The 24274-nt window shown below is 65.7% G+C and carries 28 protein-coding genes; 18 read left to right on the top strand and 10 right to left on the bottom strand.

Annotated features, from left to right (window positions below):
* Positions 1–4: 4 nt before the first annotated feature.
* Both NYZ98_RS09935 and NYZ98_RS09930 read right to left on the bottom strand, forming a co-directional pair.
* Positions 5–2527: an MFS transporter gene (locus tag NYZ98_RS09935; RefSeq protein WP_262842292.1), complete on the bottom strand. Its 2523-nt coding sequence runs from the start codon at positions 2525–2527 to the stop codon at positions 5–7.
* Entirely contained in the window at positions 2524–3090 is a 567-nt protein-coding gene (locus tag NYZ98_RS09930) for a MarR family winged helix-turn-helix transcriptional regulator (RefSeq protein ID WP_262842291.1), read from the bottom strand. The genes NYZ98_RS09935 and NYZ98_RS09930 overlap by 4 nt, the downstream gene beginning before the upstream one ends.
* Before the next feature lie 430 nt (positions 3091–3520).
* Between NYZ98_RS09930 and NYZ98_RS09925 the strand changes: the two genes are divergently transcribed.
* The 3 genes from NYZ98_RS09925 to NYZ98_RS09915 all read left to right on the top strand — a co-directional run bounded on the left by NYZ98_RS09925 (position 3521) and on the right by NYZ98_RS09915 (position 5936).
* Entirely contained in the window at positions 3521–4372 is an 852-nt protein-coding gene (locus NYZ98_RS09925) for a lysozyme (protein WP_262842290.1), read from the top strand.
* 181 nt (positions 4373–4553) lie between these two features.
* Entirely contained in the window at positions 4554–4958 is a 405-nt protein-coding gene (locus NYZ98_RS09920) for a hypothetical protein (RefSeq protein WP_262842289.1), read from the top strand.
* A gap of 165 nt (positions 4959–5123) precedes the next feature.
* Entirely contained in the window at positions 5124–5936 is an 813-nt protein-coding gene (locus tag NYZ98_RS09915) for a hypothetical protein (RefSeq protein WP_262842288.1), read from the top strand.
* 55 nt (positions 5937–5991) lie between these two features.
* Here the strand turns inward: NYZ98_RS09915 and NYZ98_RS09910 are convergent, their stop codons facing one another.
* The gene (locus NYZ98_RS09910; RefSeq protein WP_262842287.1) at positions 5992–6435 is read right to left on the bottom strand and encodes a nitroreductase/quinone reductase family protein; all 444 of its coding nucleotides are present in this window, start codon (positions 6433–6435) and stop codon (positions 5992–5994) included.
* 136 nt (positions 6436–6571) lie between these two features.
* A complete protein-coding gene (locus NYZ98_RS09905; protein WP_262842286.1) occupies positions 6572–7294 on the bottom strand; it encodes an SDR family NAD(P)-dependent oxidoreductase in 723 nt (240 codons plus the stop codon).
* 108 nt (positions 7295–7402) lie between these two features.
* On the opposite strand from NYZ98_RS09905, the gene NYZ98_RS09900 reads away from it, so the two are divergent.
* Together NYZ98_RS09900 and NYZ98_RS09895 are read left to right on the top strand one after the other, a co-directional pair.
* Positions 7403–8038: a TetR/AcrR family transcriptional regulator gene (locus tag NYZ98_RS09900; RefSeq protein ID WP_262842285.1), complete on the top strand. Its 636-nt coding sequence runs from the start codon at positions 7403–7405 to the stop codon at positions 8036–8038.
* Positions 8039–8157: 119 nt separating this feature from the next.
* Positions 8158–8679 (top strand): hypothetical protein, encoded by a 522-nt coding sequence (locus NYZ98_RS09895; RefSeq protein ID WP_262842284.1) that lies wholly within the window; start codon positions 8158–8160, stop codon positions 8677–8679.
* A 37-nt stretch (positions 8680–8716) separates the two neighbouring features.
* On the opposite strand, the gene NYZ98_RS09890 is transcribed toward NYZ98_RS09895, so the two are convergent.
* Positions 8717–9124, bottom strand: a complete 408-nt coding sequence (locus tag NYZ98_RS09890) for a hypothetical protein (RefSeq protein ID WP_262842283.1) — start codon at positions 9122–9124, stop codon at positions 8717–8719.
* A gap of 315 nt (positions 9125–9439) precedes the next feature.
* Here NYZ98_RS09890 and NYZ98_RS09885 point away from each other — a divergent pair, with 315 nt between their 5' ends.
* The gene (locus NYZ98_RS09885; RefSeq protein WP_262842282.1) at positions 9440–10129 is read left to right on the top strand and encodes a type 1 glutamine amidotransferase domain-containing protein; all 690 of its coding nucleotides are present in this window, start codon (positions 9440–9442) and stop codon (positions 10127–10129) included.
* Between the two features lie 297 nt (positions 10130–10426).
* Entirely contained in the window at positions 10427–10990 is a 564-nt protein-coding gene (locus NYZ98_RS09880) for a dihydrofolate reductase family protein (RefSeq protein ID WP_262842281.1), read from the top strand.
* A gap of 61 nt (positions 10991–11051) precedes the next feature.
* Here the strand turns inward: NYZ98_RS09880 and NYZ98_RS09875 are convergent, their stop codons facing one another.
* Complete coding sequence (locus tag NYZ98_RS09875) at positions 11052–11588, bottom strand: winged helix-turn-helix transcriptional regulator (protein ID WP_262842280.1); 537 nt, start codon at positions 11586–11588, stop codon at positions 11052–11054.
* Positions 11589–11661: 73 nt separating this feature from the next.
* Here NYZ98_RS09875 and NYZ98_RS09870 point away from each other — a divergent pair, with 73 nt between their 5' ends.
* The 7 genes from NYZ98_RS09870 to NYZ98_RS41510 all read left to right on the top strand — a co-directional run bounded on the left by NYZ98_RS09870 (position 11662) and on the right by NYZ98_RS41510 (position 17880).
* The gene (locus NYZ98_RS09870; protein ID WP_262842279.1) at positions 11662–12258 is read left to right on the top strand and encodes a dihydrofolate reductase family protein; all 597 of its coding nucleotides are present in this window, start codon (positions 11662–11664) and stop codon (positions 12256–12258) included.
* On the top strand, positions 12252–13064 hold the full coding sequence (locus tag NYZ98_RS09865) for an MBL fold metallo-hydrolase (RefSeq protein WP_262842278.1): 813 nt from the start codon (positions 12252–12254) through the stop codon (positions 13062–13064). Before NYZ98_RS09870 ends, NYZ98_RS09865 begins: the two co-directional genes overlap by 7 nt.
* Positions 13065–13219: 155 nt before the next feature.
* A complete protein-coding gene (locus tag NYZ98_RS09860) occupies positions 13220–13579 on the top strand; it encodes a hypothetical protein (protein WP_262842277.1) in 360 nt (119 codons plus the stop codon).
* The gene (locus tag NYZ98_RS09855; RefSeq protein WP_262842276.1) at positions 13576–14196 is read left to right on the top strand and encodes a MerR family transcriptional regulator; all 621 of its coding nucleotides are present in this window, start codon (positions 13576–13578) and stop codon (positions 14194–14196) included. The genes NYZ98_RS09860 and NYZ98_RS09855 overlap by 4 nt, the downstream gene beginning before the upstream one ends.
* Positions 14193–14525, top strand: a complete 333-nt coding sequence (locus NYZ98_RS09850; protein WP_262842275.1) for a YnfA family protein — start codon at positions 14193–14195, stop codon at positions 14523–14525. The genes NYZ98_RS09855 and NYZ98_RS09850 overlap by 4 nt, the downstream gene beginning before the upstream one ends.
* 595 nt (positions 14526–15120) lie before the next feature.
* On the top strand, positions 15121–15729 hold the full coding sequence (locus NYZ98_RS09845) for a hypothetical protein (protein WP_262842274.1): 609 nt from the start codon (positions 15121–15123) through the stop codon (positions 15727–15729).
* Positions 15730–17418: 1689 nt separating this feature from the next.
* Positions 17419–17880: a GIY-YIG nuclease family protein gene (locus NYZ98_RS41510; protein WP_380707196.1), complete on the top strand. Its 462-nt coding sequence runs from the start codon at positions 17419–17421 to the stop codon at positions 17878–17880.
* 120 nt (positions 17881–18000) lie between these two features.
* Here NYZ98_RS41510 and NYZ98_RS41505 read toward each other — a convergent pair whose 3' ends face one another.
* The 4 genes from NYZ98_RS41505 to NYZ98_RS09825 form a co-directional block, all read right to left on the bottom strand.
* Positions 18001–19164 (bottom strand): helix-turn-helix domain-containing protein, encoded by a 1164-nt coding sequence (locus tag NYZ98_RS41505; protein ID WP_380707194.1) that lies wholly within the window; start codon positions 19162–19164, stop codon positions 18001–18003.
* Positions 19154–19930: a hypothetical protein gene (locus NYZ98_RS09835; protein ID WP_262842273.1), complete on the bottom strand. Its 777-nt coding sequence runs from the start codon at positions 19928–19930 to the stop codon at positions 19154–19156. Before NYZ98_RS09835 ends, NYZ98_RS41505 begins: the two co-directional genes overlap by 11 nt.
* Before the next feature lie 248 nt (positions 19931–20178).
* Positions 20179–21270: an alanine racemase gene (locus NYZ98_RS09830; RefSeq protein ID WP_262842272.1), complete on the bottom strand. Its 1092-nt coding sequence runs from the start codon at positions 21268–21270 to the stop codon at positions 20179–20181.
* Positions 21271–21306: 36 nt separating this feature from the next.
* Entirely contained in the window at positions 21307–22071 is a 765-nt protein-coding gene (locus NYZ98_RS09825; protein ID WP_262842271.1) for a GntR family transcriptional regulator, read from the bottom strand.
* 256 nt (positions 22072–22327) lie between these two features.
* Here NYZ98_RS09825 and NYZ98_RS09820 point away from each other — a divergent pair, with 256 nt between their 5' ends.
* The 4 genes from NYZ98_RS09820 to NYZ98_RS09805 all read left to right on the top strand — a co-directional run bounded on the left by NYZ98_RS09820 (position 22328) and on the right by NYZ98_RS09805 (position 24265).
* Positions 22328–22498 carry a hypothetical protein gene (locus NYZ98_RS09820; protein WP_214415358.1) on the top strand — a complete coding sequence of 57 codons (171 nt, stop codon included), beginning with the start codon at positions 22328–22330 and terminating at the stop codon, positions 22496–22498.
* A 182-nt stretch (positions 22499–22680) separates the two neighbouring features.
* The gene (locus NYZ98_RS09815) at positions 22681–23136 is read left to right on the top strand and encodes a WhiB family transcriptional regulator (RefSeq protein ID WP_262842270.1); all 456 of its coding nucleotides are present in this window, start codon (positions 22681–22683) and stop codon (positions 23134–23136) included.
* Positions 23136–23372, top strand: a complete 237-nt coding sequence (locus NYZ98_RS09810; RefSeq protein ID WP_262842269.1) for a hypothetical protein — start codon at positions 23136–23138, stop codon at positions 23370–23372. The genes NYZ98_RS09815 and NYZ98_RS09810 overlap by 1 nt, the downstream gene beginning before the upstream one ends.
* A gap of 11 nt (positions 23373–23383) precedes the next feature.
* Entirely contained in the window at positions 23384–24265 is an 882-nt protein-coding gene (locus tag NYZ98_RS09805) for a DUF4097 domain-containing protein (RefSeq protein ID WP_262842268.1), read from the top strand.
* Positions 24266–24274 lie beyond the last annotated feature (9 nt).

Here is a 24274-nt window from a genome sequence, read left to right as displayed (position 1 = left end):
CCGGTCATTCGGGGTATCCGAGCCACAGGTCGTAGGCGTCGTCGCCCTCGCGGGTGAGGTCGAGCGCGCTGGCCACCGGCGGGTACCCCGTGGCGACGACCGTGTACCGGCCGCCGGCGAGGTCGGTGAAACCGTACTCGCCGTCCTGCCCGGTGGTCGCCGAGCCGACGACGTTGCCCGACCCGTCGAGGATCGTGACGCGCGCGTCGGCGAGCGGGCCGCCGTCCTTGAGGCGCACCGTGCCCCGCACCCGGACGGTCGGCAGCAGCTCGACGTCCAGCCTGGTCTGTCCGGTGCCGACCTCGACCGGCAGCGCGGCCGGACGGTGCCCCGCGGCGCTCACCGCCAGGGTGTGGCTGCCCGCCGCCACCCCGGCGAAGCCGTACGCGCCGTCGGGGCCGGTCACGCCGGTGGTCACCACCTCGCCGCGCGCGTCGGTCACGATGACCGTCGCCTGGACGACCGGCTTGCCCTCCGGGTCGCGGACGGTGCCGGCCAGCCTGCCCGACCCGTTCAGCACCAGGTCGAAGTCCAGCGGCGCCTCACCGACGGCCAGCGTCGCCACCTGCGGGTCGTGTTCGAGCGCGGAGGCGATCAGGACGTAGGTGCCGACGCCGGGCACCCACAGGCCGTACTCCCCGCTGTCCCGCGTGACCGCGCGGCCGATCTGGGCGCCGCGCACATCGATCAGGGTCAGGGTCGCGTTGACCACCGGGGTCCCGCCGACGCCCCGCACGAACCCCCGGACGCCGCCGCCCTCCAGGGGCTCCATGAAGCCCGCCTGGGCGGGGACGAACGCCTCCGTCGTGACCGGGACGTCCGATTCCGCCGCCGCGACCGAGGCGCCGACCGGCACGGGCTCCTGCGTGCCGTACGCGGAGTCGGCCGGCACGGTGACCCGCTCCGGGACCTCACGCTGGGCGTGACGGCCGGGGCCCGAGCCGTTGTTCCCGTCCTCCGGGGTGCCCGCGTTGCGCATCTCCTCGGCGCTGGCGGTGCGCAGCGGGATCTCCTTGATGAACAGGATGGCGACCAGGGCCAGCAGCGCGCACGGCGCCGCGTACAGGAACACGTCGCCGACGCCGTGCCCGTAGGCGCCCTGGACCACCAGCCGCACGGGGAGGGGCAGGTCGGCGAGGTGGGGAACAGAACCGCTGGTCAGGGTGGTGTGCAGGCCCAGCCTGGCGAGGCCCTCGTCGAGGTACTGGATGACCCGGTGGCCGAGCACGGCTCCGAGCGCGCCCACGCCGACCGCGCCGCCGAGGGTGCGGAAGAACGCGACGACCGAGCTGGCCGCGCCGAGCTCCTCCGGCCTGACCTGGTTCTGGACGGACAGGACGAGGTTCTGCATGGTCATGCCGACGCCCATGCCGACGAGGAACATGTAGATCGCCATCAGCCAGTAAGGGGTGTCGAACCGCAGGGAGCCCATGAGCCCCAGGCCGGCGGTCAGGGACACGCCGCCGATGACGAGGAAGATCTTCCAGCGGCCGGTGCGGGTGATGATCTGCCCGACGATGGTCGACGACAGCGCGAGGCCGAGAATCATCGGCAGGGTCATGACCCCCGCCATCGTCGGCGTCTCACCCCGCGCGAGCTGGAAGTACTGGCTCAGGAACGTGGTCGCGCCGAACAGGGCGACGCCCACCAGCAGGCTGGCCACCACGGCGAGGCTGATCGCGCTGTTGCGGAACAGGCGGAGCGGGACGATGGGCTCGCGGGCCCTGGACTCCGCGAGAAGGAACAGCAGCGCCAGTACGAGCGAGCCGCCGACCATCGCGCCGGTCTGCCACGACATCCAGTCGTACTTGTTGCCCGCGAACGACACCCACACGAGCAGCAGGGACACCGCCGCGGTGATCAGCGTCGCGCCGGCCCAGTCGATCCTGACCTCGCGCTTGTACACCGGAATGTGCAGCGTCTTCTGCAGCACGATCAGGGCGATGAGGGCGAACGGCACGCCGACGTAGAAGCACCACCGCCAGCCGAGCCAGGACGTGTCCACGATCACGCCGCCGATGAGCGGGCCGCCGATGGTGGCGAGGGCGAAGACCGCGCCGAGGTAGCCCGAGTACCTGCCCCGCTCGCGCGGCGAGATGATCGCCGCCATGATCACCTGGGCCAGCGCGGTGAGACCGCCGGCGCCGAGGCCCTGGATCACGCGGGCGCCGATGAGCATCCCGGGATTCTGCGAGACGCCGGCGATGGCCGAGCCGACGACGAAGATCACCAGCCCGAGCTGCACCAGGATCTTCTTGCTCACCAGGTCGGCGAGCTTTCCCCAGATGGGGGTGGAGACCGTGGTCGCGAGCAGCGTCGCGGTGATCACCCACGTGTACGTGGTCTCGTCCGCGTGCAGGTCGGCGATGATCGTGGGCAGGGCGTTCGACACGACGGTGGACGACAGGATCGCCACGAACATGCCGAGTAGCAGTCCCGACAGCGCTTCCAAGATTTCCCGGTGCGACATCGGCGCGGCCGCCTCAGGCGCCGCCTCCCGCACCCCGGCCGGTACTGCGGTTGTCATCGAATTCCTCTCACTACCTGGGCGGCGCCGGCGGCCGTGGTGACCTCCGGTGCCTGGACCGCGGAGACCGCGGGAGTCGGGGGCGGTGGGGGGGCCGTCCTTGGCATGCGGGAGTGGTGCGCGGCGGCACGGTCCCGGTGGGCGTCGAAGCTGTCGCGCAGCCTGGCGAGGAGGCCGGCGAGGTTGATGATCTCCTCGTCGGTCCAGTCGTCGAGCGTGCTGGCCAGGAGATCGCGGACTCGTGCGAGCGACTTCTCCGTGACCTGCCGGCCGTCGGAGGTGAGCCGGACGTACCAGGACCGCCCGTCACGGGGGTTGGGGACGCGCTCGACCCAGCCGCGTTCCTCCAGGTCGGCCACGTGCCTGCTGATCACGGACTGGTCGACGTCGAACAGGTCGGCCAGCTCGCCCATGCGCAGCTCACCGCACCTGTGCAGCGCCACCAGCAGGGCCAGGCCGGTACGGGGGCCGACGAACGGCAGGTCCCGCTTCACGGCCTTGATCACGGTGCCCATGTCGCTCAACCGCACCAGCAGCTCGCCGCAGCTCTCCTTCGACGCCATGACCGCCTCCATCTGGTTGCCTAAGGCAAATATATATTATTGCCCGAGGCAACCGAAAGTGGGGTATGTCCAACGATGTCCCATCGCCGTCCACCCCAGATCCAGCCCCGCTCCAGCCACCCCTTGACCGCCTCGCGCGGGGAGCCCGCCATCGGCCCAGGACCTCGAAGCCACTCCTGGCCTGTCCGCCCCTCACGACCTGCGGTGGGTGCCGGATCTGCCAATCAGACTGGGATAGTTAGGAAACTTTACACCTTTCATCATGAGGCGGATGAAGGATATTTACTAAGGAAATCGGTCTTATCCCCTTAAAGGAGCCCACCCGCTCTGCCGACACCGCGGCGCACGGCCAACCACGATCCGGCCACCGAACGGACACCCGCCGCGGTCTCGCGACCGTTCCCCGGGCACACCCCCCTCGGAGGATCACGTGGCATCACCCGCCCAATCGCCCCGCCCTGCCCTCACCACCCGCGCCAAGGCACTCGCCGTTCTGGCGCTGACCGCCATGACGGTCACGCTCGGCGCCCCCGCCGCCGTGGCCGCCCCCACCCCCGTCAACCCCGTCACCCATCCCGAGATGGACTGGATGGGATCGCAGGTCGCCAAGCACGAACCACCGCGGAACGGTGACGTGGTCATCCGGCCGTTCGCCGCGCAGACCCCCGGCCTGGACGTCAGCGGCTGGCAGGGCAACGTCAACTGGTCCAGCGTCGCCGCCAACGGCGCCAGGTTCGCCTACGTCAAGGCGACGGAGTCCACCAGCTACGTCAACCCGTACTTCAGCCAGCAGTACACCGGCGCCTACAACGTCGGCATCGTGCACGGCGCGTACCACTTCGCCACCCCGAACACCTCGTCAGGCGCGGCCCAGGCCGACTACTTCATCGCGCACGGCGGCGGCTGGTCCAAGGACGGCAGGACGCTTCCCGGGCTGCTCGACATGGAGTGGAACCCGTACGGCGCGACCTGCTACGGGCTCTCGGCGGCCGGCATGGTCAACTGGATCCTCTCCTTCAGCAACCAGTACCACGCGAGGACCACCCGCTGGCCGGTCATCTACACCGCGACGAGCTGGTGGAGCCAGTGCACCGGCAACTCCGGCGACTTCTCCTCCACCAACCCGCTGATGCTCGCCAACTACAACGGCTCGCCCGGCCCGATGCCGTACAACTGGGGCTACCAGACCATCTGGCAGTTCGCCGACCACGGAACCTTCCCCGGCGACCAGGACCTCTTCAACGGCGACTTCTCCCGCGTCCAGGCCCTCGCCAACGGCTGACACCCCGCGCCCCTGAGAATCCGCACCGAGAACCCATCGAATGCTGTTTTTCGCGCGGGCTCCCCGATTTACGCTGCACTCGCCATTCACCGCCTCCCGGAGGACCGGCCCCCGCCCGTCCCAGAGCGTCTGGGCCGGTCCTCCGGGAGACCCACGACATCGAAACGCGAGGAGAACGGCGATGCGTCTTCGGCTGGCACGCTCGTTGACGGCCCTGACCCTGGGAGCGGCCACCCTGCTCCCCGTTGTTGGAACGCTCCCGGCCGAGGCGGCCGCCTGCCGCCAGTCGACCTACATTCCCGGGCTGTCGCCGATCACCCTCGTCAGCAGGGACGGCCGGCACACGCTCCAGGTGAAGAAGCGCACCCAGAACCGGCAGCCCGTGGCGGACATCTGGTACGACGGCGCCTACCGTGGCCGCCACGTCATCCCGGTCCGCATCTGGAACGGCAAGGGCACCACGGTCACCGCCGTCATCCACCAGTACTGGGGCACCGAGATCTCGTTCGGCCAGGTCCGCCAGGTACTCAAGCGAACCGCCAAACTCCGCGTCTGCGGCACCTACTGGCGCGGCAACCTCCCCTGACCCCTCGGATACTCCCCCCGGCGTACACCGGGAGCCGCCCGCCGCACGATGCGCGGGCGCCGGGCATTCGGCAGCGTGAGAGGCGACCGGTTCGCTCCCTCCTCAGGGCCGAAAAAGGACGACCAGCCTGGGGTGGGCGATCACCGCCCCACCCCAGGAGTGCCCATGACCACCGCAGCGGCCGACCGTACGAACGAGACGGCACTCCGCCGGGGCCTCGCCGCGCTGGCGTCGTCCTGGACGGACGCCCGCGGGGTCGAGCGCGCCTGCTACGTCGTGGGAGCGGCCCTGCTCGTGGCCGGAGTGTTCCACCTTGGGGTGTTCGCGGTGAGCGGCGGGCCCTGGGAGGGGCCGGTGTCGTGGCGCAAGCCGGCCACGTTCGGCCTGTCGTTCGGCCTGACCCTGATCACGATCACCTGGGTGACCTCCTACCTGCGCGTCGGCCCGCGCACCCGGACGATCCTGCTCGCGGTCTTCGCCGCCGACTGCGTCGTCGAGGTCGGCGGCACCACGCTCCAGGCATGGCGGCATGTCCCGTCACACTTCAACACCGAGACCACGGTGAACAGGTCGGTTTCGCTGATGCTCGCGGTGGGCGGCGCCGTCCTGGTGACCGTGCTGGTCACCTTCGCCGCGCACGCCCTGCGTACCGACCCCGACCAGCCGCCGAGCATGCGGCTGGCGATCCGCGCCGGTTTCGTCACCCTGCTCATCGGCCTGGCCTCCGGCGCGGCCATGATCGCCCGCGGGGTGACCCTGGTCAACACCGGCCACCAGCGACTGGCCTACCAGCTCGGCGGCTTCCTCAAGCCTGTCCACGGGATCAGCCTGCACGGCATCCTGGTCCTCCCGGCCCTGGCCTGGCTGCTGACCCGCACATCCTGGACCGAACACCGCCGCACCCGAATCGTGGCCCTCGCCGCAACCTGCTACGGCATCGCCATCGCGGGGGCCCTGCTCCTCTCCCTGACGACCTGACCGCTGTGACTCGCCACGGCCATCCCCCGCCTTCCGGCATCCACCAGCGGAGGGTTCAGGCCCCCTGGTCGATCCGGAAGACGGGAAAGCCCGGAGCGATCGCCCGCACCTGCTCGTCGGACGCGTTCGCGTCGAGCCCCTCGAAGAACCTGCCGACCTCCCAGCCCCAGCGCTTCAGGTACGCCCGCAGGATGGCCGGCTTCTCGTCGTCGGACAGCTCGGTGGCGGTGAACGGTTCGGCGCGACGGCCGACGCGCAGTTCGCCGTTACCGGATACGCGCACGTTGCGCACCCACTGGGTGATGCCGCGAGGCGCGACCAGGTACCGGGTGCCGTCCAGGGTCAGCACGTTCACCGGCGTGGTCCGCCAATCGCCGCTGGACCGGCCGCGGACGTACAGGATCCGAGAACCCCAGACACTGACCCCGAGCCGGGTGAGGCCCGCGACCGTGCGGTTGAACAGGTGGTCCATACGGCTCGGTTCGATGTAGCGGGTCATGGCAGGCTCCTCGGCAGATTCCTTACGAGAGCACTGCTCTCGCTCAAGAACAAGCATGCCCCGACAACCCGTCACAGTCAAGAGCAGTGCTCTCTAATCTGCGTACTGCTCTCGACTTGCCTGCCCCTCGCAGGTCCTACTGGCCGAACGAGCCGACCAGAGCCTCCACGCGGTCGCGCTTGGCGTACAGGTCCCAGAAGCTCTCGGCGAACACGTCAGGGTGGATCACCTCCGGCTCGAACCCGAGCGGCTCGGTGGACGCCATGATCGCCCGGTGCGGCACGCTGCCCTCGATCAGCGCGCCGACGTTGACGGCGCCGACGTAGACCCCCTGGCCGGCGGCCACACGGTTGAGGTTGGAGTAGTAGTTGCGCAGCGCCGCCTGCGCCATGCCGATGTTGCCGAGAAACGGCGCCGGGTGGACGCCGGACTGTCCCGCGGTGAACAAGATCGCGCCGTCGCCGCGCTCGACCATGCCCGGCAGCACGGCCCGGACCAGGGCCACACCCGAGAGCAGGAAGCGGTCGAGAATGAACTGCAGATTCTCGGGGTCGACGTCCAGCACGGGCCTGATGCCCTCGCCCATGTCGCCGCCCCCCGGGCTGAACTCGGCCACGTCGATCTGGCCGTATTCCGCGGTGATGGCCGCGACGGCACCCGCGAGCTGCTCGCGGTCGTAGACGTCGGCGACGAAACCGGCCGCCTCGATGCCGTCCTCGGCGAGCCTGGCGACGAGATGGCCGAGATTCTCGGTGGTACGGGCGACGAGTGCGACGCGGAAGCTTTCACTGCCGAATCGGCGGGCGAGGGACAGGCCCAGGACGGGGCCGGCACCGAAGATCGCGAGGGTTCTGGGCATGCGAGAGGTCAGCTCCTCGATCGGATTTCCGTAAGTTGACTGTACCGTCAACTTCTTGGAGCGTAGCCATAAGTTGGGAATGCGGTCAACTTAGGTAGGATCGCTCTCATGCCGACTCGCGCGAAGCCACTGAGGAAGGACGCGCAGCGCAACCGTGACCTGCTGATCAAGGCCGCCCAGGAGCTGTACGCCGCGCGCGGGCTGGACGTCTCCCTGGACGAGATCGCCCGTACGGCCGGGGTGAGCAGCGGCACGCTGTACAACCACTTCCCCGACCGCGCCGACCTGATCGGAGCCGTCTTCGCCGACCGCGCCGGGACCGTGGTGCGATTCGCCGAGCAGGCCCTGGCCATGGACGATCCGTGGGAGTGCCTGGTCCACTTCCTGGAACGGATCTGCGAACTGCAGGCCGCCGACCGCGGCTACAACGACCTCGTCTGCCGCCGCGTCCCCCAGGCACCCCCGACCGAGGGCCACGTGCGCGGGTACGAGCTGATGAAGCAGATCATCGAGCGGGCGCGCGACTCCGGAGCACTGCGAAGCGACGTCACCCTCGAGGACATGGCCTTCGTGACCTGGGGAACCGCCCGCACGGTCGAGGCCACCGCCCACGTCAGGCCGCAGGCATGGCGCCGCCAGCTCGCCCTCATGCTCGACGGCCTACGCGCCTCAGCGGCCCACCCCCTACCCGAACCGCCGATGCGACCCGACGAACTGGCGGACATCATGCGCGAGTGCTCCTGACCCGCGGCCTCCGGCCGCCCTGAATTACGCGGGGATATCGCGACGGGCATTCAGTACCGGCACGGGTGATCCCTCACCATCCGCTAGGCAACCACCTCCGCGACTTCTAGGCTCCGGTCATGCCTGACATCAGCTACTTCGACGCATGGCGGATGTGGTCGGAGGGCAGGTCGACGCTGGGCAACGACCTGCTGGGCATGCCCATGATCTGGTTGGGTCGCCTCGGCAAGATCACAGCCTTCGCGAGCGGGGCGACCATCGTGCTCGACATCGTCGGCCCCACGCGGTTGCGGGCGGCCCAGGTCCAAATAGACCGCCCCACGGAGACGAACCTCGTCGTCCACTTCGTCACCCTGATCGCCGCGGGGATCATCGGCATGTCCGCAGCGATCTACGTCGCGTTACGTAACTACCCGCTGTGGCACCTCACCGGCTCGAAGCTCGAAACACCCGCCAACATCACCCTGGTGATCGTCGCCGCCATCGCCGGCACCGGCGCCGGCTGCGCGATCTGGTTCGCCCTGACCGCCCTGGTCCACTGGACGGCCGACGGCTTCAGACACCCCACTGCCGCCCCCCTACGCCTGGTCGCCGCGACCCTCCTCCTCATCGGCTTCCACTTCGACCTCCTCGCCTCCTGACCCCCCACCCGACCGCCTGCTGCTCATATTCCGGAAGCTAAGGGCACCTGAGCCAGGCGACCAGGGGATACGATCCACCGCTCGGCATCTTCATCCACCGATAACCGGCCTCCACCCTGGACCACTTGTTCTCATTGCCCTTGTTCTTCTCGTCCCAAAGACACGAGGGACGGCCTCCAACATGCTCGCCACCGCCACTGTCGGTCCACCACACATTGGCCGGAAGTAACGCCGTCACTCCATCATCCGGCTGGAACGAGCCCGACCCTCGCATGGTGAGCTGAGCATGCCCTTCAGCGACGATCAGCGGGACGTCGCCGCGCGGCAGGAGGCTCGTCACCACCCCACCCACCACCGCCGAGACAAGAATGATCAACGCCATGAACATCTTGCTGACGGTTACCTGACCCGCCTTGATGGGGGCCAGGCTTCTGAGAAGAGACATAGGCGAACTGTACGGCGCATATCGAGTGGGGCGATTGACCTGGGCTTCGCTCGACTCCGGCGAAAAGCTGTCACTCGTAGTGGGTACGGGAGCAATTTTAACGAGGGAGAACACGATGAGCAGAGTAGCGAAAGGTCCGAGAAAGCGAAAAGCAAAACCACCCAAGCCCGAGATTCACATGAAGTCCCGGAAAGCCGCCTACGCATAATTCTTCGAACCGGAGCGGCGGTGTGGCCTCGATCATGATGGGGGATGAACGTCCTGGTCAGGGCTTTGTGGCGACCGGGTTACTGCGGACGAGGGGGCGGCTGTCCGATGGCGAAGGTGCTTTTCGTGATGAGCGGGGCGGCGTACTGGACGCTCAAGGACGGCACCCGGCACGCGACGGGATTCTGGGCCGAGGAGTTCGCGGCCCCGTACAAGGCGCTCACCGAGGCCGGTCACCAGGTCGTGGTCGCGACCCCCGGCGGGGTGGTCCCGACCGTGGACATGATGAGCCTGCGGCCCGAGATGGCCGGCAGCGCCCAGGCCGCTATCGATCTCGAGGAGGTCATCCGCTCCGCGGAGGTGATGCGGCGGCCGATCCGGTTGGCGCACGCCCGTCTGGAGGACTACGACGCCGTCTACTTCCCCGGCGGCCACGGCCCCATGGAGGATCTGTGCCTCGACGCGGATGCCGGCCGGTTGCTGACCGCGGCGCTCGCCTCCGGCAAGCCCCTCGCCATCGTCTGCCACGCCCCGGCCGCCATGCTCGCGACCAGGATCAACGGTGTCTCGCCGTTCGCCGGCTACCGGGTCACCGCGTTCACCAACGATGAGGAGAACGCGGTGGGGCTCGGCCCGAAGGCCCGCTGGTTGCTGGAGGACGAGCTCATCGACCTGGGCGTCGACTTCACCAAGGGCGAGATGTGGCAGCCCTACACGGTCGTCGACCGCAACCTGTTCACCGGACAGAACCCCGCCTCGGCAGCCGTCCTGGCCGAACAACTGCTCAAGGTCATCTAAGCCGCTGCTCAAGGTCATCTGAGCCGCGCTCCGACGCGTCCCCTTTCGTCCGCTCAGCGAGCTCACCGCCTCGGCGAGATCAGCCGCATCCCCCTGGGCCGGCCGCACGACGTGGTCACCTCGGCCCGCCCCCAGCCCTGGGCGGCGACGCCACGCGCTTCATGCCGATGAGTTTCGGGCGGCAATGGCGTCTGAACCCCAGGCGACAGGCCACAGCCGCCGCTGCCACGCGAGCGCCGCGGCCCGTTCCCCAGTGAGCACGACCCCCAGACGACCCGAGACCACGGAGTTCTGATCATGCGGAAACTGATAGCGACAGTGTTCAACTACTCCCTCGACGGCCTTCTCGCCGACGAGGACACCGATTTCTGGAAGTTCTGCTTCGACCTGCCCGAGAACCGTGAGCCCGACGACCCGGCGCACCTCGACTTTCTCCGGAGCGCGTACGCGCACGTCATGGGCCGTACCTCCTACGAGTCCATCGGCGCGTCCATGACGACGGCCACCGACCACCCGTTCTCCGGCATCCTGAACGCCGGTCGCAAGGTCGTCTTCTCCCGGACCCTGACGACCGCCGACTGGGCCCACACCACCATCGCCGCCGGCGACACGACAGAGGAGGTCGACAAGCTCAGGCAGGGCGGTGACGGCCACATCATCGTCTGGGGCGGCGTCAGCCTCTGGCGGTCGCTCATGCGGCTCGACCTGATCGACGAGCTCCACGTGAGCATGTTCCCCTACGTCGCGGGCGAGGGCACCCGGCTGTTCGACGGCGTTCCCAGGTCCTACCAGCTCGACCTGGTCTCCAGCGCCCCCTCCAGCAGCGGGATCGTGGAGCTGCGGTACCGCCGACATCGCTGACCCCATCGGCCCGCGTGGTCCCAGGCTGGTGGGACCTGTGCGGGTGCGGTGCTGGGCGAGGTCATGGACCGTCCGATTCGTTGTGCGCCCCTTGCGTACTCAGCGGTCGCGTACTCAGCGGTCGCGCGCTCTGCAGTGCGGCGTCGAGGCGCTCGAGCGGGCCTGGGCCGTCGTGCGGCATCGGCGGGGCGCCGAGGTGACGGACGCGGAGCTCGTCCATGAGTTCCTCGACGAACGCCGGACCCTCAGCGCGCATGATCTCCTGCCGGCTCCGGAGCTCGTCGCTGCCGGGGCGCCAGTCGAGGCCCCAGTCGCCGAGGGCGTAGATGATCGGAAGGGTTCGGATGCCGGCTTCGGTGAGGCTGTACCGAGCGCGCTGCCCCCGCGCCGCGGTGCCACGGGTGAGGAGCCCCGCCTCGACGAGCCGTACGAGGCGGTCGGCGAGGATGTTCGATGCGATGCCCTCCATCGACCCGGTGAGCAGCGCCCGGAAGTACCGGCGGTCGCCGAAGATGACGTCGCGAAGCACGAGCAACGTCCAGCGATCTCCGAGCACTTCGACGGCGGCGTTGATCGGACACCCGGACCGTGGTTGCACGATTCCTCCTTGACAGGTATTTCGCCCTCCCTATAGTAGTTGCAAATCGCAACCACTAGTGAAAGAGGAGATGATGGGCCGCTTCGTCTATTTCATGAACGTGTCCCTCGACCTGCGGATCGAGCAGGTTCCTGGGGACAACGGTGCCGGCGAGTGGCTGCGCCTCACCGAGGAACTGCATCGCGAGTTCAACGCGCGGACGCGGGAGCTCGCGCTGATGGTCCACGGCCGGGTCATCTACGAGACGATGGAGGAGTACTGGCCACGGGCGCCCGAGGACGCGTCGCTGCCGGATTTCATGCGTGAGTACGGCGAGCTCTGGATCGCCAAGCCCAAGATCCTCGTCTCCCGCACACGCCTCAGCGCCGATCACAACACCCGGATCATCGGCGGAGACGACGCGATCGAGCAACTCGCCGCCCTGCGGGCCGGGACCGACGGCACCATCAGTGTGGGCGGCGCGACGCTCGCGACGCAGCTGCTCCGGGCGGGCCTCCTTGACGAACTGCTGCTCTGCACCCACCCGGCGATCCTCGGCTTCGGCAGGCCGCTGTTCGACGACTACGACATGCCGATCGAGCTCGACCTGCTCGACCAGCGATCGTTCGAACAGGGCGTCACGCTGCATCACTACTCCGTCCGGGACGTGAAGGAGGCCAACCCGTGCTGAAGCAGGTAACGGACGGTGTGCTGGTCCACCAGAGCGAGTTCTGCGCGAGCAACGCCGTCGTCGTGCAGGGCCAGGACGGCGTGCTGCTCGTCGACGCCGGGGTACACGGGGACGAACTGGCCTGCCTCGCACGCGACCTGTCCGATTCGGGGCAGACCGTCGTGGTGGCCTTCTCCACCCATCCGCACTGGGATCACCTGCTCTGGCACCCCGGGCTCGGCGAAGCGCCCCGCTACGGCACGGCCCGCTGCGCGGACACCGTCAGGGCCCGGCTGTCGAACGGGATCGACGCCCGCCGGTTCGGCATCCCCGACGACGTACCGCTGGACCTGCTCGGCCTCATCACCGGCCTGCCCTCGGCCACGGCGCGAATTCCGTGGGACGGCCCCGAGGTCCGGATCATCGAGCACGAGGCGCATGCCCCGGGCCACGCGGCGCTGTTGATCGAGGAGCGCGGCGTCCTCATCGCAGGCGACATGCTGTCCGACGTCCTGATCCCGATGCTCGACCTGAACGGCACCACCGACCCGATCGAGGACTACCTCGCCGCGCTGCGGCTGCTCGACGGCGTGGCAGGCGATGTCGATGTCGTCGTCCCCGGCCACGGGTCCGTCGGCGGAGCCGATCAGGTACGCGCACGGATCGAGCGGGACCGAGCGTACGTGCTCGCTTTGCGCGACGGCCACGATCCCAGCGACCTGCGGGTCGGCCCGTCCGCCAAGCCCGGCTGGGAGTGGGTGGCGAGCGTGCACGAACGGCAGTTCCAGCGCCTCACCCAAGGAAGCGAGCGCGACGGGACGCCCTAGTGCACTGTCCACAACGGTGCCGGTGCAGGTCAAGCCGCCGCTCGGGCCATCCATGGTTTCGGGGGTTGCATCCTGTACCGGAGTACAGGCTTACCGTCTGAAAGGGACGACGCTCGCGGGAAAGACGGGCGGCGGCCTCGGCACCTGGAGGGCCCATGGATTGGACGCCGGCCGAATGCACGCTTCCGACCGAGGACCGTCCGTTGCGGGTGGCGGAGTTCGACGACCTGTTCGCCTCGGCGTCGCGCGCCCTGGAACGCGTAGGACCGACACACCTTCGGCTGACTCTGGAAGCCGGACGACAGATAGAGGAGACCGCCCGCGAACTGATGGCACGTGAGACGAACTGCTGCTCCTTCTTCGACTTCACCCTTACTCCTGCCGGTGAAATCCTGACCCTGGACATCCACGTTCCCGCGACTCACGTCACGGTGCTCGACGGGCTCGCGTCCCGGGCGGGCGGCGCGGCTCCCCAGGCAGTGGCTGGCGGCGCGGCTCCTCGGGTGGCGTCATGAGCGGGAATTGGCTGCGTACGGGAGAGGTCGCGGAAGCGGCGGGGGTCAATGCCCAGACGCTGCGCTACTACCATCGGCGGGGCCTGCTGGAGGAGCCGCAGCGCACCAACGGCGGCCATCGGCTGTACCCGCCGAATACCGTGACCGTCCTCCGCGTGATCAAGGTCGCGCAGCGGCTGGGATTCACCCTGGACGAGGTGACCGGCCTGGTCGAGACGACGGCACACCGTCACGGCAAACCGGACGGCGGCCTGCGGGCGCGATCGTCGGGCAAGCTGGCAGAGGTGGAGCGAAAGATCTCCGACCTCCAGACGATCCGGGAAACACTGATCCAGGCGGTGAACGCCGGGTGCGACGACCTGGTGGCGTGCGCGGGCAGCTCCTGTTGCCCGCTGCCGTTCTCCGAACCAACGGACACGGGCAGAGATGGCGACTTCGTCGGCAGATCGGGGCAGGATGACGACCTCGTTGGCGAATCGGGCCAGGATGACGACCTCGTTGGCGGATCGAGGCGGGATGACGAATTCGTTGGCGGATCGGGCCGGGATGGCGACCTCGTTGGCGGACAGGGGCCGGGTGTGATGCCCGAAAACCGACAACGACCGGCCCGGCCATGACTGTCGCGCGTTCCCTCCTGCTCTTCCTGGTGGCCGCCCTCGCCGAGATCGGCGGGACCTGGCTGGTGTGGCAGGGAGTGAGGGAACACCGTGGCCTCTTGTGGGTCGGCGCCGGAATCGTGGCCCTAGGCGCGTACGGGTTTGTCGCCACTTTCCAACCGGACCCCAACTTCGGCCGCATCCTTGCCGCCTACGGAGGCGTGTTCATCGCAGGCTCGCTGGCCTGGGGCATGGCGGTGGACAAATTCCACCCCGACCGTTGGGACATCACCGGAGCAGCCATCTGCCTGATCGGCGTACTAATCATCATGTACGCCCCACGCGGCTAACCCCAGCCCACCGGAACGTCCGACACCCTGGCACCCGACTGCTACAACTCACGGTGAGCGTACGGCCTCAACGCGACGAGTCGAATAGGGAGCCGACTCCGGCCCAGTTCACCTAACGACTCGCGCCACGGCCGCGTAACTCACGGCCGTTTCTCTGTGACCCAACGACGGCCTACCGGCTCTCAAGGTCGCTGCGCTTGACTGCATGCCCCTGGAAAGCAAAAGAGCCCCTTACGGGGCTCTGAGCTGGGGGAAATCCCGGTGGCAGGTGCAAGGTTCGAACTTGCGTAGGCTGAGCCGACGATTTACAGAGTGCTGTCCACCGAACCACAAACAGGCCTCTGAACTGGTAAAACTCTCAGTCTTTGACTTACCGAACATGTATCGCGACGCGAATACGACGCATGTCTACGTTGGCCTCCAGGCCAGCCGCCGAGGAGCGGCCGACAGGGGGTCCTCCTACAGCGCAATGCCCGCTGATTGGCTGGTGAAGCGTGGGCGTGCTGGTGTGCTTCTGTCTCGCTTGGCTACTTGGGCGCAGGCCAGATGGGCAAAGAGCCCACAGCCAGCCATGTGGATCACCTATCGTATCCTCATGGTTACACGTACTAATGATTCAAAGATCGATCCAGCGGCGTTGATTGCAATTCCAATCAGCATTAGCCTTGCGACTCTATCCGAAGATGGAGGCTGGGATACTTCCACCACGATAATCGGCACTCTGCTATTATTAACCATCGGGGGATTCCTTAGATTTGAAAGACCGACACACTGGCTGACTGCCCTGCTTAGAGCCGCTGCAACAGGTGCTGTGATCGGCGCGAGCGCTCTTTTAATTGCCGCATTTCCGGTACAGCAACAGCTCGGCTGGGAGCTCTGCCCGGACGTACGCGATGCAACACGCATGGCTGATTGCCTGGCATCAAAGGCTACCCAGCTACTGTATCCATGGTGGATTGGCAGCGGGCTCAGCTTTACTTTGGGCTACATGATAATTTGGTATAGGAAGTCAAGAAAGCCCGTACTCGTCAACAACTCAACAGAGCAACATTTATTGGAGATCAACGAAAAGCAGCCGAAGCGCCTTCGTCCAAGAACCGCTAAGCCAACAAGCGCCCTAGCGCACGCCACAGAGCTTATTGGATGGCGACACATAATATGCCTGGCGTTAATATTTCTAATAACGAAAAGACGCAAGCGATAGGGCGGCCACGCAAGCTATCTACGGGAGAAATCCACACTCCCGTTACTACGATTGGTTCACATGTTCGAGTCGCACCGCCGCGTCACGAGATCGGCCAGAACTTGCGCTTAGCATTGGCGCGCTCCTCGATCAGGCTCATTCGTAAGTATCATTCCGCAGTCGCGTAGTGCTCGGCCCCTGCCGTCTCCCGTCCTGGCCATTTCCAAGCTAGGGCGTTGCGTTACCTCGAGGAAGATAGCGAATTAGTACGATGTCGCTGATTGTCGCGTCTCGGCTACATACATACGGTGCGCGAGATCCTGCGGGAGCTTCCACGCGCCGGCAGCCGCTGGACCAACAACGGCCAGCCGCGAGAGCGCCGGGCGCTCAAGCACCGCGCGGACGGTGAGACGCGCCCAGTACCGATTCACCTTGACCTGGTGGCGCGACTCGCTCCCACCTGAAGGAGTTCGGCACCGGCCCTGATGGGCGAGTGTTCATCGGCCCGCGAGGCGGTGAGATGACTAATCGCGCGTACCTCAAGGTCTTTCACGAGTCTCGAAAGCAGGCGTTCACCCCAGAGGAAGCCGCATCGTCGCTCATGAATGCGCCCTACGCCCTGCGTCACCCGGCGATGTCCACGTGGCTCAACGCCGGGCGCCCCCGCGCCTCAGATCGCCGAGTGGGCCGGGCACCGCGTGGACGTGCTCTTGCGGGTCTACACCAAGTGCATCCATGGGCAACAGGGGGAGGCCATGCGCCGGATCCTGGACGCCACGGCCCCGTGAATCCTTGGGCACGCATTGGGCACAGCCAGCCGTAGAGACCCGATCCCAGCCGGACACAACGAGAACGGCCCTTGACCGCATTTACGCTGGTCAAGGGCCGTTTCTGCTTGGTGTGGCAGGTGCAAGGTTCGAACTTGCGTAGGCTGAGCCGACGGTTTTACAGACCAAGCCCAAAAACACTTTGACCTGCAAGCTTGTGTGTTCTCGTCGGCCGATGGGAACACATCGGGAAACACTCACGTCTCAGCGCCCCTCTATGAGCGTGAAGCTCGCGGCCACACGTTACCTCTGAGATAACGCCGCGCGACCGCCACAGCGCCTTCTAGCGCGTCGGATCGCCCTACGAATCGCTGTCTCCGGAGGCGGCAGGCTATCGACTCGGGTACCAGGATTCCTGACGGAACTGACGGAACCGACGTAATCCACGGTTGCGCGACGTTCGTCGAGATCAGACCCACGCTCGGATAGCGTCTGAGGCTATCTGACAAAATCCGACAAAATAGCTAGAATACCTGACAGAATCCGATCCAGCCCTCGGCGGCAAAGCCGGGCATGGTCGAGCAATCCATTGTGTCAGGCATGCGGCTAATTCTGTCAAATTCTGTCAGGGTAGGGTCCGACGATACGCGTCGCCCACTGAGGTGCGCGAACACGCCCCGGCACGGACTCTGTCGGCTCTGTCAGTTCCGTCAGCAGATTATAGTTCCACAGCTCCCACTCACGCGCTTACGCTGCGCGATCGTCAGCCCATTCACCGAGCATCATGCTAGTCAGCACTACCGTAGCGCCAAAGCAGCATGACACACCCGATCAGCACAAGATGGGATCACCTATCTAGTACCACGTCCCGCGCCTGGCAGCCAGCGCTCGATTGCCCTGGCCACCAGCGGAGAACTTACCAGGTTCGTCACAGACCACACGGATGTCGGTGTCGCCTGGCATCATCCTCCCCATGAATCTCTCCATCCAAGTCCCGACGACTCTCTACCGCCTATACGGAATCGGTGATCAACTCATCTACATCGGCATCACGGAGAACCTCGGCAGACGCCTAAAACGGCATGCCCTCACTCAACGGTGGTGGCACAGGGTCGTTCGAATCGAGGTTGAGCTTTACAATAATCGAGACCAAGCAGATGCCGCAGAAAGCGTCGCCATCTACTCCGAGAACCCTTTAATGAATGACCGAAAAAGGAATCCACAACACAAGCGAGTTCGCCGAGATTGGGTAAGCGAAGAGGCATGGATGCATCGGAATAGCTTAGGGCGCTACATCGATATCACGGGTCGCGTTTTCTATATGCGACACGAAAAGATACCCGACCAGCCTAATTCTTACCTAGTCCTTCATGGACCTCGGCCTGATGGGACAGCGATCCTTTAAGGCCAGATTCGAGAAAGGCACACGAACCCCACTAGTGACAGACAGGGCTAGAAATACTGGAAATATGCGGATGGGGGACTCTGAAGAAGCTTTCACAGTCCCCCATCTTCCATCTTCATACTAGACTATTCGCAAAACCGGGCGAATATTATTCATTCCCAACAATTGTCGGACTCGAACAGGCTCCCATGCCAACTCTGATGCGAGCTGAGGGACAGTCAGTCCGGCATGCTGTTCAGCCAGCTCATATGCACGCCGAAGCATGGTCGGTTGCTCCCCTGGGTAGCCATCAGTGGATTCCGGACTGAATCCAGATTGTCCCTGGAGACCTCGCAAACGCTGGTACGCTCGGCTAGTGGTCGCGTCAGATACCAGGCCAAACTCTCGATATCTGTATATCAGCGAATGGATAGAGACGCCCCACGTACGCTGAATAGCAATAAGCTGCGAAAAATCGATTCGGCGAGGAAGTATGGGCAGAACGCTTGCCCGTGGCGTTAAGAACTCAGCAGCAAAGGTGTCGGCTTCTCGTTCTTGCTGAATCTCACCTGTAGCGACAGCGTGCAGAACCAGATGGCCAAGCTCGTGAGCGGCGCTGAATCTGTGTCGATATACGTCATTCGACCGATTAGGGGTCAGTACGGCAAGAGGGCGCGGCAGACTAGCACTAGAGAAGGCATCTACCTTAGAAGCGGACTCGTCAGCGTCAGGTGTAACAACCACGATTCCGTGCGATTCCATTCGGCGCACCATATGGGTTACCGGCCCTCTTCCCAACTGCCAATAGCTTCGCAATGCTTTAGCAGCCTCTATCGGGTTCTGAGGCAACTCTGAACCCGGATGGACCTCCCCTCCAGCGAAGCCAGGAAGATCTACGGGTGGTAGCTGGACTCTCTTTTCGAGAGCGTACGTCAACTCCCAAACCTGCTCCGCAAATCCGAGCGCTTTATTCCGTTGCATTCCCGAAGTGGACCTCAAGCTTCGGAAGTGGGCCATCGATGGATCCAGCTTCCCGTGTGGCCTCCCGGCTATGAAAAAATTAATGGGTACCCGCAATGCTTCGGCAAGGCGCGGAATCACCTCAGGACGCGGGCGAATGCTACCTGTTTCGTATTGACTAACCGCTGCGGCTGAAACGCCGATACGTTCAGCCACTTCTTTCTTGGTAAGGCCGATAAGATGTCTGGCCTGAGTTACTCGACTGGGGTCGAAACCTTCCCAGACGACTTTGGGAGTAACCCGACCCTGATCAATTCCAGGTAGCGACGGCTGGTTATCCTTCATTGTTCTCAATAACGTCAGAGTGTGACGCTTCCTGTTCCGTTACGGGCGGGACGTTGAACTTGCGCTCAGCGTCAGACCTAACAGTCATCTTTGCCTCGGGCATGTCGCCAGCATCAAAGCTATGAGCCGAGTACGGGGGCACACCAGTCGCTCTAGTCTGATTCTGCGAAAGCAGCGACTCTGGCTTATGGACCCATTGCAGAAGGCTCCCCTTGCCTGCCAGCGCTGCCTGGCCCCACCATGCCGCGCGAAGCCCCGAAAGGTTCATCACATACGGGACGAGGACAAGCTGAGTACTTTCCGGCAAGCTTGCCAACGTGGCACGTAGTTCTACCTTATTATCCGCGCCCGTTTCGAATAAAGAAGGTGTCTCCCATCGACGCTCAGGCGCGAAGGCGAACAGCTCTCTAACTATCTTAGATACTTTCTTTGGCCACTTATCACTTGGCTCCACCCTTTCCTTCGTGTCAGCTCGGTAAGGGAAGAGCAGCACGTCATGCACGAGGACTAGTTTGTAGAAGACTGCAAGATGCTCAACTACCCGCGTGCCGGGGATGTCGAGTTCCATGATGTTGTCCAGTAGACGTTCGAATTGATTGGTCATACGGGCACCGCTCGCCGCGAACTGATGCTTCGAACGCCCAACAGCGTGAGCGCTGAGCATCGCGTCTTCTGTTTCGGCGAGGCTCGTAGCTGCGGCTTCGCGGATCCTGTCGGCATCAGTGCCGAAGAGCGTGACGGCCCATCGGGGGGAGCTGGTCTCCATGGTTGGGTCTCCTTAGCTACTAGATACTTCTGCGTGATCCACGATCATAGCGCAGCAACTTCAGTTGATCTTGACTTTCTTGCATGTAGACTATCGACATACTCCCGACCGGGCGTCTTGCCAGGTCAAAGCCACATCGCGAGATCCTTGAGGACGGTCGTGCGGCACGTCCGTGTGGATGCACTGGCTTGCTCCCGCAACAGCGAAGAGGCCCGCAGGTTGTCGCGGGCCTCTTGAGGGTGAATGGCTCAGCCTCTCAGGTGGCGGAAGTTCGGCTTCGGGTGCATTAGGAAGTCGTGGTGGGAGATGTTCCAGGCGTAGGCGCCGGCCATTAGGAACTCCACTACATCCCCCGGCTTCAGACTTACCGGGACGCGTCGCGCCATGGTGTCCTTCGGTGTACAGAGCTGACCGACGATCGTGATCGGCTCCCCCGGCTCTTCAATGACCATGGGCTGACTGTGCCCCTTGGTCGCTGGCGTCCGAATGTGGTGCGTACCGCCTGCCACCACAGCAAAAAGCTCGCCATGCACGCGCTTGACGTCGATGACCCGCGTGACGTACCGGCCACAGTAGACCGACAAGGACCGGCCCGGCTCGATGCGGAAAGTCTCGCCCGGACGCCGTAGAGCGGCTAGCCCTTCGCCGTAGGTCTTCCAGTCGAAGCGAGCGTCAGGATCGGCGTAGGACACGGCCATGCCGCCCCCGAGGTTGATCTCGGTGGCACCGAGTCCCCGAGCGTAATCGAGAATCGCGGACACCAGCTCAAGCATGGCCGGCGCTTCCAGGCCGCTGGCGAGGTGGGCGTGGATGCCGCGCAGTCGTACCGCGTCCTGGCCGGCCAGCAGCTTGATGCACTCGGAGATGCCCGCCGGATCCATACCGAACGGCGTGGCGCCGCCGCCCATGGCCAGGGATGCCCCGCTGATCGGGATGTCGAGGTTGACCCGGAGTAGCACGTCCGCGGAGCGACCGGCCGCGAAGAGTCGGCGGATCTCGCTGGGGCTTTCAATGTGCAACCTGGTCACGTCGGCGAAGAGTTCAGCATCTGTTTTGCCGGGACCGCCCAGCGCGATCGGCGTCTCAGGGAAGAACGTGCGCACGTGGGCAAGCTCTCCCCCTGATGCCACCTCGAAGCCATCGACGTACGGCGCGATCACCTGCAACAGCTTCGGATCGGGATTGGCCTTAACTGCGTAGTAGACCTCGATGTCGCCGAGGGCGGCCCGCACGGTCGCCATGTGGGCGTCAAGTTCGGCGAGGTCGTACACGTACGCGGGTAGCTGATCCGGGTCGGTCAATCCCAGGGCTCGCGCGTGCGTCGGCAGTGTGGCTGTCATCGCATGGTCTCCGATCGGGTCGTGTCTGGCCGCACGTCAGGCGAGGGGGAAGCTGTTCTCTATCACCAGGTAGTGAGCCGGCGTGACGGTCGTGGTCACTTCCACGGCTCGCTGATCCGCCGTCTTGCCCACGTGGAAGATGTCGAGAACGGTCCGCTCCGGGCTGATCTCCAGCGCTTCGGCCTCGGCGTCCGTAGGGGGCCGGACGATGATGCGCTCGGTTGCTTCCGTCTGCGGGTAGCCGAGTTCGGCCAGCGCCGACTTGACGCCACCGACGATGACCGGCCCCGCCTCCTCCAGTACCGTCCCCTCGGCGATGGACAGCGGGAACCACGACGCGTTCAGACGCACCGGAATGCTGGACGCGAGTAGGCGCCGGCGACGAACGAGGGCGTTCTCCTCGCCCGGCGGCAGCCCGAGGGCGTCGGCGACATCGTCCGGCGGTACGGCTCTTTCCGTTGTGATCTCGTGCTGCGGTTCCAGCCCGATTGCCCGCACCTCCGCGTCGAAGGCGCCGCGCGCCTGACCACCCTCGCGCGCTTCTCTGGAGTAGCGCGCCGGCGAGTGCAGCATCGGCGGAATGTAGGTGACCAAGGTTCCCCTCCCTTGCCGAGGGCGGATCATGCCCTCTGCGGCTAGTACCTGCATCGCCCTGTTGACCAGGCTTCGCGATGCGCCGTACTTCTCGGCAAGCACGGGCTCAGCGGGAAAGACCGTGGCAGGCGGATAGACGCCGTTCACGATCTCCTGCCGGATCTGCGAAGCGATCTGACGGAAGCCCAACTTTCCCGGCTGACTCATTTATCCCTCTTTCATGCCGTTAGTCCGGTTCCTGCGCTACCAGTCTAAATTCCTAAACACCAAACGTTTGATGTTCATTGACAACGCCTCAGGGACAGGTCCATCATCGGGGCTATCGACAAACGTTTGATGTTTCAAAAGGGCAGCATACCTGCCCGTCAAGCCGGAGTCGAACAGTCAACTGAAGAGCCGAGGTGCGGCGGGCCGCCCAACAGGACCCGCACCTCAGCACTCCCGCTACAGGAGGGCCGCATCAATGATCCAGACGCCGAAGCCCCGCCGGCTCGTTCCCATCCTGCTCATGGTCTGTGCGCTGTTCTTCATCATCCGCCAGCCCGCACAGGCCGCTGTGACGGCCACCAACGCGTTCCACGGGCTGACGGTCGTCGCCGACGCGCTGATGACCTTCGCTTCCAACCTCGGCTGATTCAGCCAGGCAAGCGGAGAAGCGGCCCCCATCCGCCAAGACACGGACCGCTTCTCGCTCCTCACAACCCGTACGAGTCAATAAGGAGTACCTCCATCATGACGGAAGCCGTCCCGATCAGCACGGGCAAATTAGCCAGGGCTCAGCGCGCTTCTCGCCGACACACGGTCGGCGTGGAGCTGGTGACCGCTGAGCTTCACCGGCGGACATCCATCAGCGGCAGCCCGGTATGGGCGGCCGTCGAGCGGTACGAGGGCCGCCTGGTCAAGGTGTGCGGTACCGCCGAGGACGCCGCCGACCTGGTCACGCTGGCCCGTGCCGCGGCCTGGACCTACGGCGCCGCCTTCACCCCTGTTCATCCCTCGGCGCTGGCCATTGCCGGTGCGCCGGGCGTGCTCGCCGAGAACGCCGAGTGCGTGTATGACCCCGAGCTGCACGTCGGCCCCAAGGGCGGCGAGTCCGCCGAGGATCAGGCCGCACGGGAGGCCGTGGCGCGGGAGGTCTGCGCACCCTGCCCGGCCCGCCTGGTCTGCGGAATCTACGCCCTGAAGGTCCGCCCCGATTCGGGTGTGTGGGCTGGTATGACGCCCGCGGAGATCGACGCCGAGGCCGAGGCCGCTTGGCGGGAGGCCGCGTGATGACCCCGTTCAAGCCTCGCAGGGACAAGGCCGTACCCGCTCACCGCAAGTCGTGGAAGTCCTACGTCGAGGGTTACCCCGTCTACGTCGCCACTTCGTGGTGCAACGTCGGCGGCCTCGGCCAGTGGGTGTGCGGCTACTGCCAGAAGACCACCGCCGACCCCCTGTCGCCGAACCAGGACGAGACGCTCGCCGACTGCCGCGAGTGCGGTCGCACCAACCGGATCTCGCTGTGAGCGGGCGCCCGATGAACGACACCAGCACCCGGACGCTGTCCGCGCCCATGCCCGGTCCTGTCGTCCTGGACCTGACCATGCCGCACGGGCAGATCACCGTGACCGTCACCGATACCGACCGCGCCGAGGTCACCCTGACCGCCCCCGCTGATGGCCCTGACGCCACCGCCATGACCGCCGCCACGCTCACCGCCGAGACCCGCGTGCTCACGGTCAACGTCCCCACCACAAGCCAGCCCAGCGTGACCGTCGTCACCGGCAACGGCGGTCGCACGATCGTCACCGGAAACGTCGCCTCCGGGATCTTCGTCTCCGGCGGGACCATGCACATCTCCGGGAACCTCATCAACGGGCAGCCCGTGCCCGGCATGCAGGGTGTGCGCGCCGAGGTCCGGCTGCCGCACGGTTCGGCCCTGCGCGTCCGTACCAGGTCCGCGCCGGTGACCGCGCGCGGTGAGCTGGAGTGGGTGGATCACACCTCGGGCTCCGGTGACCTGGACATGGACGGATGCCGCAAGCTGACCGCCCACACCACCTCTGGCGACATCCGCGCCGACTACCCCGACCACGCCAACGTGCAAACCGTCTCGGGGGACATCCGGCTCGGGCGCACCGAGACCGTCACCGCCGTCACCACCTCTGGAGACATCCGGATCGAGGACTTCGGCGGGTCGGGGCGGCTGGGCACCGTCTCGGGCGACATCACCGTCCACGCCACCGACGCCGGCAATCTGACCGCCTCAGCGATCTCCGGTGACATCGCCATCAACGCCCCCGCTGAGCTGGCCGCCTCCGGCGCCCTGACGGTGGACGCCCGCTCCATCTCCGGCGACGTGCGCACCCCCCGCCGACAGCCGGCCACTACCCGCCTCCGCCGCCCGCGCCGGTACTGAAGGAGAGTC

Origin of the sequence: Sphaerisporangium corydalis, from assembly GCF_025506355.1 — a bacterium.
Taxonomy (GTDB): Bacteria; Actinomycetota; Actinomycetes; order Streptosporangiales; family Streptosporangiaceae; genus Sphaerisporangium; species Sphaerisporangium corydalis.
Note: the sequence above shows the minus strand (reverse complement) of the source record. Positions and strands in the feature narration are given on the sequence as shown.